This is a genomic window from Methylobacterium sp. J-072, assembly GCF_022829425.1.
Taxonomy (GTDB): Bacteria; Pseudomonadota; Alphaproteobacteria; order Rhizobiales; family Beijerinckiaceae; genus Methylobacterium.
The window spans coordinates 31,367-45,554 of the sequence record NZ_JAKSYK010000065.1 but is presented as its reverse complement, the minus strand read 5'-3'; the positions used below and the strand labels follow the sequence as shown (position 1 = coordinate 45,554).

General features: G+C 68.8%; 11 protein-coding genes. 4 read left to right on the top strand and 7 right to left on the bottom strand.

Annotation, left to right across the window (positions count from 1 at the left end; genetic code table 11):
* Positions 1–120, top strand: a 120-nt coding sequence (locus MKK67_RS06485; RefSeq protein WP_243962143.1) for a L,D-transpeptidase family protein, incomplete at its 5' end; no start/stop codon positions are given.
* A 285-nt stretch (positions 121–405) separates the two neighbouring features.
* Here MKK67_RS06485 and dnaE read toward each other — a convergent pair.
* Positions 406–3,924 (bottom strand): DNA polymerase III subunit alpha, encoded by a 3,519-nt coding sequence (gene dnaE / locus MKK67_RS06480; RefSeq protein WP_243962909.1) that lies wholly within the window; start codon positions 3,922–3,924, stop codon positions 406–408.
* A gap of 545 nt (positions 3,925–4,469) precedes the next feature.
* On the opposite strand from dnaE, the gene MKK67_RS06475 reads away from it, so the two are divergent.
* Both MKK67_RS06475 and MKK67_RS06470 read left to right on the top strand, forming a co-directional pair.
* A complete protein-coding gene (locus MKK67_RS06475) occupies positions 4,470–5,756 on the top strand; it encodes a glycosyltransferase (RefSeq protein WP_243962907.1) in 1,287 nt (428 codons plus the stop codon).
* Positions 5,757–5,931: 175 nt separating this feature from the next.
* Positions 5,932–6,960, top strand: coding sequence for an HWE histidine kinase domain-containing protein (locus MKK67_RS06470; protein WP_243962905.1), 1,029 nt, complete (start codon positions 5,932–5,934; stop codon positions 6,958–6,960).
* A gap of 22 nt (positions 6,961–6,982) precedes the next feature.
* Here the strand turns inward: MKK67_RS06470 and MKK67_RS06465 are convergent, their stop codons facing one another.
* The 3 genes from MKK67_RS06465 to proS form a co-directional block, all read right to left on the bottom strand.
* Positions 6,983–7,696 (bottom strand): ABC transporter ATP-binding protein, encoded by a 714-nt coding sequence (locus tag MKK67_RS06465; RefSeq protein WP_243962903.1) that lies wholly within the window; start codon positions 7,694–7,696, stop codon positions 6,983–6,985.
* A 13-nt stretch (positions 7,697–7,709) separates the two neighbouring features.
* Positions 7,710–9,008 (bottom strand): lipoprotein-releasing ABC transporter permease subunit, encoded by a 1,299-nt coding sequence (locus MKK67_RS06460; protein ID WP_243962901.1) that lies wholly within the window; start codon positions 9,006–9,008, stop codon positions 7,710–7,712.
* Between the two features lie 258 nt (positions 9,009–9,266).
* Entirely contained in the window at positions 9,267–10,592 is a 1,326-nt protein-coding gene (proS, locus tag MKK67_RS06455) for a proline--tRNA ligase (RefSeq protein ID WP_243962900.1), read from the bottom strand.
* A 642-nt stretch (positions 10,593–11,234) separates the two neighbouring features.
* On the opposite strand from proS, the gene MKK67_RS06450 reads away from it, so the two are divergent.
* On the top strand, positions 11,235–11,435 hold the full coding sequence (locus MKK67_RS06450) for a hypothetical protein (RefSeq protein ID WP_243962898.1): 201 nt from the start codon (positions 11,235–11,237) through the stop codon (positions 11,433–11,435).
* Positions 11,436–11,452: 17 nt separating this feature from the next.
* On the opposite strand, the gene MKK67_RS06445 is transcribed toward MKK67_RS06450, so the two are convergent.
* The 3 genes from MKK67_RS06445 to MKK67_RS06435 all read right to left on the bottom strand — a co-directional run bounded on the left by MKK67_RS06445 (position 11,453) and on the right by MKK67_RS06435 (position 14,184).
* Positions 11,453–11,776 carry a DUF1467 family protein gene (locus tag MKK67_RS06445; protein ID WP_243962896.1) on the bottom strand — a complete coding sequence of 108 codons (324 nt, stop codon included), beginning with the start codon at positions 11,774–11,776 and terminating at the stop codon, positions 11,453–11,455.
* 8 nt (positions 11,777–11,784) lie between these two features.
* Entirely contained in the window at positions 11,785–12,189 is a 405-nt protein-coding gene (gene mce / locus MKK67_RS06440; RefSeq protein ID WP_243940259.1) for a methylmalonyl-CoA epimerase, read from the bottom strand.
* Positions 12,190–12,510: 321 nt separating this feature from the next.
* Positions 12,511–14,184 carry a ribonuclease J gene (locus tag MKK67_RS06435; RefSeq protein WP_243962894.1) on the bottom strand — a complete coding sequence of 558 codons (1,674 nt, stop codon included), beginning with the start codon at positions 14,182–14,184 and terminating at the stop codon, positions 12,511–12,513.
* Positions 14,185–14,188: the final 4 nt, after the last annotated feature.

Genomic DNA, 14,188 nt, shown 5'->3' with positions numbered 1-14,188 from the left:
ACCATGGTCTCGTCGGGCTGCGTGCGCTTCCTGAACCAGGACATCATCGACCTGTACCGCCGCGTTCCGGTGGGGACGCGGGCGGTGGTGCTGGCGGCAGGCGGGTCGGCGGCGAGTTAGATGTTTGATCCCGGGTTTTCGCGGACGCTCCAGCCTTCACCCTGTCATCCCGGGGCGCCGCAGGCGAGCCCGGGCTCCAGAGCCGCCGCCGGTGCAGGTCCTTGACCCGACAATGATTCTGGATCCCGGGCTCCGCTTCGCGGCCCCGGGATGACGCGGTTGTTTTCAGACCGGCCTCTGCAAAAACCACGGGTGCCGGCTAAGCGGAACGGTCCGATGCCGACCGCTGCTGCAAACATCGTGAAACGGCCGGATCAGGAGGCCGAACAGGCTCCTGGGCCGCCCTCAGCTCACCTCCACCTGCACCACCCCCGGCACGGTCCGGAGCTGACCGGCGAGCTGGGGTGAGGCCTGGAATTTGCCCGGCAGCCGGATCTCGACCTCGCGGCCGCCGCCGTCGAGCTTGAGGATCAGCGAGACCTCGCTCTCTCCCCGCATCGACAGCCGCTGCTGCACCGGCGCGACCCCGCGCGGGTCGCTCAGATGGATGCGGATGCCCTTCTGGTGCCGGGCCACCGCGTGGTCGAGGGGTTCCGCGGTCAGGATCCGGGCGCGCACGTCCTCGCCCTCCAGGTTCGCCTGGAGCTGGAGCACCAGGGGCCGGCCCGGTTCGAGGATGTCGCGGTACTGACCGAGGCCTTCGGAGAAAATGATCGCCTCGAAATGCGCGGTCCGGTCCGACAGGGTGACGATGCCCATCTTGTTGCCGGTCTTGGTGCGCCGCTCCGCCCGGTCGAGCACCGAGGCGGCGACCCGGCCGACGCTGCTGGTCCCGGCCCGCACCGAGCGGCAGAAATCGGTCCAGCTCTGCACCCGCAGCTTGTCCAGGAGATCGCCGTACTCGTCGAGCGGGTGGCCCGAGACGAAGAAGCCGATCGCCGTGTATTCGCGCTTGAGGGTGTCGGCCATCGGCCAGACCTCGTGCGGCGGGATCCGCAGGGACACGTCATCCGCGACCACGCCGCCGAACATGTCGGTGACGCCCGTGGAGGCGGCCTCGGCGGCGCTGGCGGCGAGCTTCATCATCGGCTCGACCGCCGCGAAGGCCCGGGCCCGGTCGGGCTCGATGCAGTCGAGGGCGCCGGCTTGGACCAGGCTTTCCAGGGTCCGCTTGTTGATCATCCGCGGGTTGAGGCGGCGGGCGAGGCAATCGAGATCCTTGAACGGGCGGTCGCCCCGGGCCTCGACTAGCGCCCGCACCGCCTCCCGGCCGACGCCCTTGATGGCGGCGAGCGCGTAGAAGATCTTGCCGTCGCGCACCTCGAACACCTCGCCGGAGGTGTTGATCGAGGGCGGCTCGACCGTGATCTTGAGGCGCTGCGCGTCCTGGCGGAATTCGGCGAGCTTGTCGGTGTTGTCGATATCGAGCGTCATGGCGGCCGCCAGGAACTCGACCGGGTGGTTCGCCTTGAGGTAGCCGGTCTGGTAGGTCAGCAGGGCGTAAGCTGCCGCGTGGCTCTTGTTGAAGCCATAATCGGCGAACTTCGCCAGCAGGTCGAAGATCTCGTTGGCCTTGGCCTTGGCCAGCCCGCGCTCGACGCAGCCCTTGAGGAACCGGTCGCGCTGCGCGTCCATCTCGGCGCGGATCTTCTTGCCCATGGCGCGCCGGAGCATGTCGGCCTCGCCGAGCGAGTAGCCGGCCAGGACCTTGGCGATCTCCATCACCTGTTCCTGGTAGACGATGATGCCGAAGGTCTCCTTCAGCATCGGCTCCAGCTTCGGATCCGGGTACCAGGACGCCTCGTTGCCGGCGTCGCGGCCGAGCTTGCGCTCGCAATAGACCGGGATGTTCGCCATCGGGCCCGGCCGGTAAAGCGCCACCAGTGCGATGATGTCCTCGAACCGGTCGGCCTGCATCTCGCAGAGCGCCTTGCGCATGCCGGCGGATTCCACCTGGAACACCCCGACCGTCTCGCCCCGGCCCATCGGCTTGTAAGTATCTTCGTTATCGAGCGGCAGGCTCGCCAGGTCGATCGTGATGCCGCGCTGCTTCAGCAGGTCGGTGCAGCACCGCAGCATCGTCAGGGTTTTCAGTCCCAAGAAATCGAACTTCACGAGGCCGGCCTGCTCGACCCACTTCATGTTGAACTGGGTCACCCGCATCCCGGTCTTCGGGTCTCGGTAGAGCGGCACCAGCTCTTCGAGGGGCCGGTCGCCGATCACCACGCCGGCGGCGTGGGTCGAGGCGTGGCGGTGCAGGCCTTCGAGCTTCTTGGCGATGTCGATGAGTTGGGCGACGATCGGCTCCTCTTCCATGGCCTGCTGGAGCTTGGGCTCGCCCTCGATCGCCTGGGCCAGCGTCACCGGGTTGGCCGGGTTCTGCGGCACGAGCTTGGTCAGCTTGTCGACCTGCCCGTAGGGCATCTCCAGCACGCGGCCTACATCGCGCAGCACGCCGCGGGCGAGCAGCGTACCGAAGGTGATGATCTGCCCGACCTGCCGCTCGCCGTAGCGCTGCTGCACGTAGCGGATCACGCGCTCGCGGCCCTCGACGCAGAAATCGATGTCGAAATCCGGCATCGAGACGCGCTCGGGGTTGAGGAAGCGCTCGAACAGCAGGCCAAAGCGCAGCGGGTCGAGATCGGTGATCAGCAGCGACCACGCCACCAGCGAGCCGGCACCGGAGCCGCGGCCCGGGCCGACCGGGATGTCGTGGTCCTTGGCCCATTTGATGAAGTCCGAGACGATCAGGAAGTAGCCCGGGAACTTCATCGTCACGATGACGTCGAGCTCGAAAGCGAGGCGCTTGCGGTAATCGTCCTCCGAGAAGCCCGGCGCGGTGCCGTGCTGCTTCAGCCGCAGCTCCAGCCCGGCCTCGGCCTGCCGGCGCAGCTCGGTCGGCTCGTCGGCCGCCACCGCCTGCACGGGGGCGTCGGCCGCCTCCGCGAGCGCCTCGGCCATGGGCGGGGTCTCGCCCGCCGCCACCGATCCGAAATTCGGCAGGATCGGCTTGCGGGTCCGCGCCCGCACGGCGCAGCGCATGGCGATCTCGACCGTGGCCTGGAGCGCGTCCGGCAGGTCGTGGAACAGCTCGGCCATCTCGGCCCGGGTCTTGAAGGCGTGACGTGGGGTCACCCGGCGGCGGCGCTCGTCCGAGACCAGCCGCCCGTCCGCGATGGCGAGGAGCGCGTCGTGCGCGTCGTAATCGTCGGGCTTGGCGAAGAACGGCTCGTTGGTCGCTGCGATGCCGAGCCCATGCCGGCCGGCGAGGTCGAGGAGCGCCGTCTCGATCCGCCCCTCTTCGGCCGAGCCGTGACGCTGGATCTCGACATAGAGCCGGTCCTCGCCGAAGGCCGACTTGAGCTGCTTCAGGCGGCTCAGCGCCAGCTCGGGACGCCCGGCCCGGAACGCGGCGTCGAGGGGGCCGGACAGGCCGCCGGTCAGCGCGATCAGCCCGGCCCCGGCCTCCGCCAGGGCGGCGGCCTCGACCCGGGGGGGCTCGCCGAGCGCGGTGTCGAAATAGGCGCGGCTCGCCAGCCGCAGCAGGTTGGCGTAGCCGGTCTCGTCCTGGGCGAGCAGCACGATGCCGTGGCTCGTCGGCGCATTGCGCTGGTGCGGGTCGGCGGCCTCGAACGCCACCGAGAGCTGCACGCCGGCGATCGGCTGGACGCCCTCCCCGGCCGCCTTCTCGGAAAACTCCAGCGCGCCGAACAGGTTGTTGGTGTCAGTGAGCGCCAGCGCCGGCTGCCGGTCCGCGACCGCGGCCTTGACCAGGGAGCCGACCTTCAGCGCGCCTTCCAGGAGGGAATAGGACGAATGAACGTGGAGGTGGACGAATCCGACCTCCTTGAGCTGGCGTGGCATGGCCGACCTTGATCCGGGGTCGCCCAACATCCCTGCTCGGCCTTGCCAAGTCGACGTATGGCGGCACCGAACCTGACGATATCCACCGATCGTGCTCCGGGCGCACCAGTTCGGCCGCCCTCTGTGGACAATCGGCGCTGCGGGTCCGATCGCCTGTGCATAAGCCGTTTCGGGTGGGAACCCGGCGCCGAAACGCAAAGCCCGGCTAACGGACCGGTGCCAACGCTATCGCCCAGGCGCCGACCGCCGCGAACAGCATCCCGAACGCCATGAACTCGACCATCCCGGTCAGGACCAACCGCTTCAGCATCGTCGTGCCTCCCGTGTTCGTCCGCCATTATGTTCATGTTTTGTTCTGATGGAAGAGGCCCGAGCCGGACAAGGCCTGCGGCTTCAAATGATGGTAAACAAATAGTGGCTTGATACAGATCAGGGGGGCTGGCATGTCCGGCGCGTTAAGGGGGACGTTCATTATTTGACCGCTGGGGTCAAAGGAGCAGGCTATTCCCGCGCAGGACATTGGTGGGCGGATCGAGGTGGCCCTCGTGGCCATTGGGACACACGGCGACGTGCTGCCGTTCATCGCGCTGGGCCACGCACTTCTGGCCCGCGGTCACGGTGTTACGCTGGCTGCCCCGGCCCCTTTCGAGCCGATGGCACGCCGCGCCGGCCTCGCCTTCCAGCCCCTCGGCACGGCCGCCGATTACGAGGCCGTGATCGGCCAGCCCGAACTCTGGCATCCGCGCTGGGGCTTCCGCCCGATGTTCGACTTCGCCCTGCGGGTCGCCGAGACGACCTGCCTGTGGCTCGGGGCGACCCGGGCGCGCGGGGTCGCCCAGATCGTGGTCGCCTCGCCGCTCGCCTGGGGCGCGCGGCTCGCGCAGGAACTCTACGACATCCCGGCCGCCACGCTGCACGTGATGCCGTTGCTGATCGAGAGCCGATCCGATCCGCCCCGTCTGCCGGGGCTGCCCCTGCCGCGGATCCTGCCGGCTGCGCTACGGGCCTACGTCAACCGGGGGGCCGACAAGCTGGCGGTCGGCCCGTTCACCCTGCCGCCCCTGAACGCCCTGCGGGCGCGCCTGGGCCTCGATCCGATCACCCGGCTGCGGCACTGGTGGAACAGCCCGACCCGCATGCTGCTGATGTTCCCGGACTGGTACGCCGCGCCTCAGGCGGACTGGCCGGCCCAGGCGGTGCAGCTCGGCTTCCCGCTAGTCGACCGGTTCGGCGACGTGCCGGCGATGCCGCCGGAGCTGGAGGCTTTTCTGGCCGCCGGCGAGGCGCCACTCGTCTTCACCTATGGCTCGGCGATGCGCCAGGGCGCGCCCTTCTTCGAGACCGCCTTGTCGGTCTGCCGCCGCATGGGCCGGCGCGGCGTGCTGCTCGCCCCTCAGGACGGCCAGATCCCGAAGCCGCTGCCGCCCGGGATCATCCACCTGCCCTACGCGCCCTTAAGCGCGCTGCTGCCGCGCAGCGCCGCGTTGATCCATCATGGCGGCGTCGGCACGGTGGCGCAGGCCCTGGCGGCGGGCATCCCGCAGCTCGTCGTTCCGGTGGCGTTCGACCATTTCGACGAGGGGCGGCGGCTTAAGGACCGGACACTCGGCGCCACCTTGAGCCGCCGCGCCTTCCGCCCGGCCCGGGCCGCCCGGGTCCTGGGCCACCTACTGACCGATCCGGCGGTGGGGCGCGCCTGCGCCCAGGCCAAGGCGCGTATGGCCGAACGCGGCGACGCACTCCTGGAGGCGTGTGACTGGATCGAGGCGCTGGGTCGTCCGGAAGCTGCGAGCGGATCCGGACCGAGGGCCGCAGAAGCCGGCCGCCGTTGAGGGGCCGGGTATCGATCGGGAGACGGCGCCCTGGCGCGTCCCCTTGGACGATGGATGGTGGCCCGCGGCTATCCCCCTCAGTGGACTTGCCCCCGGCCCCATGCTCCGGTCCGACACGCTTGCCGCGATTTCGTGTGCCATCTGCGATCCGACGGGCGAGCGTCGGGAGACTGTCATGCACGGCTCTCCAGAGTCCGGCGTCGAAATCGGCACGGCCCCCGACATCAACGCGGCCTTCCTGAGGGCGGCGGTCGAGGCCACCGGCGAAGCCATCCTCGTCACCTCGGCCGACCTCTCCGAACCCGGACCGATCATCGAGTACGCCAACCCGGCCTTCGCGCGCATGACCGGGTATTCGCAGGCCGAAGTGATCGGGCGCTCGCCGCGCTTCCTGCAGGGGCCGCTGACCGATCCGGTCAGTCTCGCCGCCATGAAGCGGGCGCTCATGGCGGGGGAGCCGTTCCAGGGCGAGGCCGTGAACTACCGCAAGGACGGGACGACCTACGCGGTCGAATGGCTGATCACACCCGTTCTCGATGGCAACGGGGCGATCGCACATTGGGTCTCGGCCCAGCGCGAGGTGACCGAACGCAGGGAGGCGCTCGAACACCAGAAGCTCCTCGTGCGCGAGCTGCATCACCGCGTGAAGAATACGCTCGCCACGGTCCAGGCCATCATGAGCTCGACCGCGCGGGGGAGCCTGACCATGCAGGAATTTCAGCGCGCGTTCGGCGGACGGATCGCATCCCTGGCCAAGACGCACACGCTGCTGACCGAAGACCGGTTCCAGTCGGTGCCGTTTCGGGACCTGCTCTGGGCCGAACTCGAACCCTACGACGACGGCAGCAAAATCCGCATTCGCCTTGCGGGACCGGACGTGGTCCTGGCCTCGGAATTCGCCGTCCCGGTCGGCATGGCGGTCCATGAACTCACCACCAACGCAGCCAAGCACGGCGCCCTGGCCGAGTTCGGCGGTCGCGTCGAGGTCACGTGGTCCTTGGACGAGACCGAGGAAGGTCCGCGGCTGATCTGGATCTGGAACGAGCACGACGGGCCGCCGGTCGCGCTTCCGACCCGCGAGGGGTTCGGATCCCGGCTGCTGAAGCGGGTCCTGTCCACCCAGGTCCATGCGGAGGTTCACATCGACTATGATCCCGATGGCCTGCGCGTCACCGTGAACCTGCCGCTCTTCTCGCCCTATTGAGCGCGACCTGAGGCCGTTCCGCTCAATCGAGCGGCGTGATCAGCCCGTCGCGGATCGTCACCCGGCGGTCCATGCGGGCAGCGAGATCCAGGTTGTGGGTGGCGACCAGGGCCGCGAGACCCGAGGCCCGCACCAGCGACATCAGCACCGAGAAGACGTGGCCGGCGGTGCCGGGGTCGAGATTGCCGGTGGGCTCGTCGGCCAGCAGCAGTCGCGGGCCGTTGGCCACGGCCCGGGCGATGGCGACGCGCTGCTGCTCGCCGCCCGACAGCTCGGCCGGGCGATGCGGCAGGCGCTCCTTGAGGCCGAGGAAGCTCAGCAGCTCGGTGGCGCGGGCTTTGGCCTCGGCGCTGCCGAGGCCGCGGATGAGCTGCGGCATCACCACGTTCTCCAGGGCGGAGAATTCCGGCAGCAGATGGTGGAACTGGTAGACGAAGCCCATCTCCTCGCGGCGCAGGCGGGTGCGCTCGACATCCGGCATCGCGGCGGTGGGCCGTCCGCCGATATAGACCTCGCCGCCATCGGGCCGCTCCAGCAGGCCGGCGAGGTGCAGGAGCGTCGACTTGCCGGCGCCCGAGGGCGCCACCAGGGCCACGAGTTCCCCGGGCCAGATCGCGAGGTCGGCCCCGCGCAGGATATCGAGGGCCCCTTCGGCCTGAGGATAGCGCCGCTCGACGCGGGCGAAGAACAGGGCCGGCACCGGCGGGGTGCCGGCGGGCTGGCTTGCATCGCTCATGGGGTGCGGACCGTCAGCCGTAGCGCAGGGCCTGCACCGGATCGAGCCGGGCGGCACGCCAGGAGGGATAGAGCGTCGCCGCGAGCGACAGCAACAGCGACGTGATCACCACGGCGGTGATCTCCTTCGGATTCATCTGGGCCGGGATCTCGGCCAGGAACCGCACGGTCGGATCCCAGGCGCCGGGAAACAGCACGTGCTGGATCGGCTTGATGTTCAGGGTGATCAGCACGCCGAGCCCGAGGCCGCTCAGGGTCCCGACCAAGCCGATCAGCGCGCCGTTGATCAAAAAGACCCGCATGATCGTGCCGGGGGTCGCCCCCATGGTGCGCAGGATCGCGATGTCGCTCGACTTGTCGCGCACCAGCAGGATCAGGCCCGAGACGATGTTGAGCGTCGCCACCACGACGATCAGGCTGAGGATCAGGAACATTACGTTGCGCTCGACTTCGAGCGCCCCGAAAAAGGTGCGGTTGCGCTGGCGCCAATCGGTGAGCAGCACCGGGCGCTCGGCCGCCATCTCCAGGGGCTCGCGCATCTCGCCGACCTGATCGGGCTTGTCGACGTAGATCTCGATCATGCTGACGTCGCTCTCCCGGTTGAAGAACGCCTGCGCCTCGGTGAGCGGCATGAACACGAAAGTCTGGTCGAACTCGGTCATGCCGACCTCGAACACCGCCTTCACCGCGTAGCTCTTGGTCCGGGGCGCCGTGCCGAACGGCGTGGACGCGCCCTTGGGCGTCACCAGGGTGATGTTGTCCCCGGCCTGAAGCCCCAAGGAATCCGCGAGCCGCCGGCCGATCAGGACGCCGGTGCCGTCATCGAACCCTTCCAGGGTGCCGCCGCGGATCGCGCTGGAGACGGCGGCGAGCGCGTCGAGATCGGCGGCGCGCACGCCGCGCACGATCACGCCCGAGCCGCCGAACTGCGACGAGGCGAAGGCCTGGCCTTCCACCAGCGGAACCGCGGCGCGCACGCCCGCCACCTTCGACAGGCGCTCCGACAGGTCGACCCAATCGTTGAAGGGCCGGTCGATCGGCGTGGCGAAGAGATGCCCGTTGATGCCGACGATCTTGGAGAGCAGCTCCGCGCGAAACCCGTTCATCACCGAGAGCACGATGATCAGGGTGGCGACGCCGAGCGCGATGCCGAGCACGGAAAAGAACGCGACCACCGACACGCCGCCGCCCCGGCGGCGCGCCCGCAGGTAGCGGCCGGCGATGATCCACTCGAACGGCGCGAACGGGGCCGTCCCCTCGCGGAAGGAGGCCGCGAAGCCCCTCACCCGATCGATCGCCGCTGCGCCCGCCATGGGGAAAGTCCTACGCATCCTGTGCCGAATGGCCGCCGTGCCGATGCATGAACACAAATCCTGGCAGAATTGCCTCCCGCAAATCCACTATCCGGCCGACAGGGACGTCATGGGATCCCAAAGGGCAAGCCCTTTGGCGGGGTATCGGGGCGGAGCCCCGATGTCGCGGACTTTGCCCTGCACCCCCACAAGGCCTTGGACCCTTTGAATCCGGGACCTTTTGCGGACGCCGCCCGCCGCCAACGTCGAGAACGGGTTCTACACCCGGCGGATGCGGGCCAGCAGGTCGATTGTGGCGAGGCTCTCGCGCTCGCCCCCGGCGCGGCGCTTCAGCTCGACCTTGCCCTCGGCCAGGCCCTTCGGCCCGACGATCACCTGCCAGGGCAGGCCGATCAGGTCGGCGGTGGCGAACTTCGCGCCCGGGCGCTCGTCGCGGTCGTCGTAGAGCACCGACAGGCCGGCGGCCTCGAGCTCTGCCTGGATCTGCGCGCAGGCGGCGTCGGTGCCGGCATCGCCGACCTTCAGGTTGATCAGCGCCACGTCGAAGGGCGCGACCGAATCCGGCCAGATGATCCCGGCCTCGTCGTGGCTGGCCTCGACGATCGCGGCCACCAGCCGGCTCGGGCCGATGCCGTAGGAGCCCATATGGACCGGCCGCTCGATCCCGTCCGGCCCGGTGACCTTGGCGCCCATCGGCTCGGAATACTTGGTGCCGAAATAGAAGATGTGCCCGACCTCGATGCCGCGCGCACTCAGGCGGCTCTCCTCCGGCACCTCCGCGAAGGCCTCCGGCTCGTGGATCTCGTCGGTGGCGGCGTAGTGCGAGGTCCAGGCGTCGACGATGCCCTGGAGCGCGGCCACGTCGTCGAAGTCGACGGTCTCGGGCGGGGTGTCGAAGTCGAGATAGGCGCGGTCGCAGAACACCTCGCTCTCGCCGGTCTTGGCCAGGATGATGAACTCGTGGGACAGGTCGCCGCCGATCGGGCCGGTATCGGCGCGCATCGGGATCGCCCGCAGGCCGAGCCCCGCGAAGGTGCGCAGGTAGGCCACGAACATGCGGTTATAGGCGTGGCGCGCCCCGGCCTGGTCGAAGTCGAACGAGTAGGCGTCCTTCATCAGGAACTCGCGCGAGCGCATCGTGCCGAAGCGCGGCCGCACCTCGTCCCGGAACTTCCACGAGATCTGGTAGAGGTTTTTCGGCAGGTCCTTGTAGGAGCGCACGCTGGCCCGAAAGATTTCCGTCACCATCTCCTCGGCGGTGGGGCCGTAGAGCATCTCGCGGTCATGCCGGTCCTTCAGGCGCAGCATCTCCTTGCCGTAGGCGTCGTAGCGCCCGGATTCCCGCCACAGCTCGGCCGATTGCACGGTCGGCATCAGGATCTCGATGGCGCCGGACCGATTTTGCTCCCGGCGGATCACCGCGCAGACCCGCTCCAGCACCCGCAGGCCCAGCGGCAGCCAGGCATAGATGCCCGCCGCCTCCTGGCGCACCAGGCCGGCGCGCAGCATCAGGCGGTGGGAGACGATCTCGGCTTCCTTGGGCGTCTCGCGCAAGGTCGGCATGAAGTAGCGGGACAGACGCATGTTTTGGGAGGCTTGTCTTCGGGGGTTTCGGCCTGGATCCGGCCGGGAGGAACCGAGGCGCGCGGGCACACAACACGCCGGGGAAGCAAATTACAAGCACTGTCGGATCACGGCGGGGCGTAATCGGGCCACGCCGCCCGGACCGCCTCACCGAGGGCTGCGCCGCCCGGTCTTGCTGCCTCAATCGGAATCGATCTGCCCATTTGCCGGCAAGAAAGCGCAGATTTTTCTCGCAGACCCGGTGACAACACGAATTGTTGTTCCTATAAGCGGCTCGTGATGTTTGCGACGCCCGCAAGAGGTGGCGCAGGGTCCGAGTCTCGGGAGGAAAACCGACCGCCACGCAGGCAATGCGTAGGATAATCAAAGGTCGAGCCACTGCAGCTTGAAAAGCAAGGCCTCAGGCCTTGCTTTTTTTGTTGTTGGACATCCTCCGCGACGGCGTTCCCGATCCTGCCCTGTGCTGTTCGGCGCCAACGGCCGGTCGTCGGTCCGCGGCAATCGGCATGCTGTGAACAGCGGTGAAAGCGCGGACAAGTCGATGGTTTGTCGACTACTGGACTTTGCCGGCGCAAGTCATTAACCCGCAACATCTTTTCGCGGCGCATGGTGTGGCATGGACCTTACACGGGTGAGCCCGCCATGCACTTCCAGATCCGCCAGGCCGAGCATCTCTGGTCCTGGGTCCTGCTCAACGAGGCCGACGAGACGGTCGCCGAGTCGCACCGGACGTTTCCATCGGCCGCGCAGGCTTCAGCGGCCGCCCTTGCCTTCGCGCATCTGGTGTCCCGGGCCGGCAAGTCGCTGACGGTGCGGTCGTCCTCTTCCGGGACGCTGCTGTAGGGCCCAGTCGTTTGGCTTCACAGCCCGGTCAGCGGGAACACCGCCAGCGCGACCAAGAAGGCGGCGCCGGCGACCAGCGTCGTCCAGATCGCCTTCTCGCGCAGCCGCGGAGACGCCGGGGCGCCCGGATCCTGTCCGGGGACCACGTGGCTCGGCCGGGTCTCGGGCTGGTTGCGCAGGGGCAGGACGGCGAAGAGCAGCGTCCACCACACCACGAAGTAGAGCGCGATCGCCCCGCCGATCGTCAGATTGAACTGGCTGACGCCGACGGTCACGAAAGCGGCCACCAGCACGGCCACGACCAGCAGCGTCGCCGGGGTCGAGCGGGCCAGCGCGGTCATGATCCGGCTCACACCTGCTCCAGCTCGACCAGGGTGCCGAGAAAGTCCTTGGGGTGCAGGAACAGCACCGGCTTGCCGTGGGCGCCGATGCGCGGCTCGCCGGTGCCGAGCACCCGGGCGCCCTGCGCCTTGAGCCGGTCGCGGGCGGCCAGGATGTCGTCGACCTCGTAGCAGACGTGGTGGACGCCCCCGCCCGGGTTGCGGGCTACGAACGCCTCGATCGGCGAGCCTTCGCCCAGCGGCGCCATCAGCTCGATCTTGCTGTTGGGCAATTCGACGAACACGACCGTGACCCCGTGCTCCGGCTGCGGCAGCGGTGGGGTGATCGTGGCGCCCAGCGTGTCGCGATACACCGCGCAGGCGGCATCGAGATCCTGCACGGCGATGGCCACGTGATTGAGCCGCCCGATCATTGTTTGGTTCCTCCCGTTGACGCTCCGATCGGCAGGTCCCGCGTCTCCCTCATGCCGACCTCATCCTGAGGTGCTGCGCAGCAGCCTCGAAGGAGCCCTCCGGGGATCGCGCGGCCGGCTGGAGGGCTCCTTCGAGGCCCAGCGATCTTCGATCGCCGGGCACCTCAGGATGAGGGGATTGGGTGGGGCCTGCCGTGGTCCGTCGTCTCGTATGTCTATCCTAGCGCGTCGTCCTGGATATCAGAACCCGGACGATGCGCTCGGTCTTTGGTTGCGCGTCATCGTTTTCCGAAAGCCGGAACGGCCTTTCGGGATGACCGCTCAGACTTCCACCACCTGCACGTGGCAGGCGGGCTTCTTGCCCCAGACCTCGTTTACGGCGGTGCGCACGGCCCGGTCGACCGTCTTCTCGACGCCCTCCGAGTCCTTGAGCTTGCCCCGCGACATCCCCGACAGGGTGCGCGAGACGGCATCGACCACCGTCTCGATCAGCGGCTCGCCGGAGCGGCCGCGATTGGGCAGGCCGATGATGTCGACGGCCGGATCGCCCAGCACGACGCCGTCCTCGTCGATGGCGATCGCCACCGAGACGAGGCCGGCCTGCATGAGCTTGCGCCGCTCCGGGATCGCCCGGTCCTTCTCGTCGATCAGGACGTTGCCGTCCTTGAACAGGCGGCCGGCCTTCACGTGGTCGATCACCTCGGGCTTGCCGGGGCTGAGGCGGACGAGGCTGCCGTTGCGGGCCTTGACCACGTTCTGGACGCCCTGGGCCCCGGCGAAGCGGGCGTGCTCGTCGAGGTGCAGCGCCTCGCCGTGGACCGGGATCGCGGTGCCTGGACGGGTCCACTTGTACATCTCGACCATCTCGTCCCGCCTCGGGTGGCCGGAGACGTGGACCAGCTCGGTCCGGTCGGTGATCACCTCGACGCCCTGCTCGACCAGATCGTTGATGATCGACCCGACATCGCGCTCGTTACCGGGAATTGCCCGCGAGGAAAAAATCACCCGGTCGCCGGCGGCCAGGCTGATATCCGGATGGTCCTTGCGCGAGACCCGGGCGAGCGCCGCCCGCGGCTCGCCCTGCGAACCGGTGAGCAGGGCCACGACACGCTCGCGGGGCAGGTTCTTCCAGGAATCCGAGCGGCGGAACTCGGGCAGGCCGTCGAGGTAGCCGCATTCGCGCGCCACATCGATCACCCGGTCCATGGCCCGGCCGACCGCAACGACCTCACGCCCACAGGCCACGGCCGCCTCGGCCACGGCGCGGATGCGGGCGACGTTCGACGCGAAGGTGGTAACAGCGACCCGGTGGGGCGAATCCGCGATCAGCGTCTTGAGGGTGGCGGCGACTTCCTTCTCGCTCGGCGAGAAGCCCTCGCGCACCACGTTGGTCGAGTCGCAGACCAGCGCCAGGATGCCCTCGTCGCCGAGCGCCGTGAACGCCTCGGGCGAGGTGACCTCGCCAGCCACTGGGGTCGGGTCGATCTTCCAGTCGCCGGTATGGACCACGAGGCCCGCGGCGGTGCGGATCGCGATGGCGTTCGACTCGGGGATCGAGTGCGAGACCGGCACGTATTCGAGTTCGAACGGGCCGACGGTCACGCGCCGGCCGGGCTTGACCTCGCGCAGGTCGACCTTCGGGGCGCCGGGCTCGGAGAGCCGCCGGGTCTCCAGCAGGTTCTTGGCGAAGCGGGTCGCGTAGACCGGCACCTTGAGGCGCGGCCACAGCTCCGAGATCGCCCCGATATGGTCCTCGTGCGCGTGGGTGATGAAGATCCCCAGCAGGTCCTTCCGCCGCTCCTCGATGAAGGAGAGGTCGGGGAACATCAGGTCGATCCCCGGCATCTGCTCCTCACCGGCGAAGCCCATGCCGCAATCGACCATGATCCACTTCCGGCCCTTCTCCGGACCGAACCCGTAGAGGGCCGCATTCATCCCGATCTCGCCCACGCCGCCGAGCGGCAGGAAGACCAGCTCCTCCTGTCCCATCACCATCTGT

Bases quoted from the DNA above. Each gene is read 5' to 3' on its own strand.
- dnaE (WP_243962909.1), bottom strand. From the start codon at position 3,924: ATGCCACGCCAGCTCAAGGAGGTCGGATTCGTCCACCTCCACGTTCAT.
- MKK67_RS06470 (WP_243962905.1), top strand. From the start codon at position 5,932: ATGCACGGCTCTCCAGAGTCCGGCGTCGAAATCGGCACGGCCCCCGAC.
- MKK67_RS06465 (WP_243962903.1), bottom strand. From the start codon at position 7,696: ATGAGCGATGCAAGCCAGCCCGCCGGCACCCCGCCGGTGCCGGCCCTG.
- MKK67_RS06460 (WP_243962901.1), bottom strand. From the start codon at position 9,008: ATGGCGGGCGCAGCGGCGATCGATCGGGTGAGGGGCTTCGCGGCCTCC.
- proS (WP_243962900.1), bottom strand. From the start codon at position 10,592: ATGCGTCTGTCCCGCTACTTCATGCCGACCTTGCGCGAGACGCCCAAG.
- MKK67_RS06450 (WP_243962898.1), top strand. From the start codon at position 11,235: ATGCACTTCCAGATCCGCCAGGCCGAGCATCTCTGGTCCTGGGTCCTG.
- MKK67_RS06445 (WP_243962896.1), bottom strand. From the start codon at position 11,776: ATGACCGCGCTGGCCCGCTCGACCCCGGCGACGCTGCTGGTCGTGGCC.
- mce (WP_243940259.1), bottom strand. From the start codon at position 12,189: ATGATCGGGCGGCTCAATCACGTGGCCATCGCCGTGCAGGATCTCGAT.
- MKK67_RS06435 (WP_243962894.1), bottom strand. From the start codon at position 14,184: ATGGTGATGGGACAGGAGGAGCTGGTCTTCCTGCCGCTCGGCGGCGTG.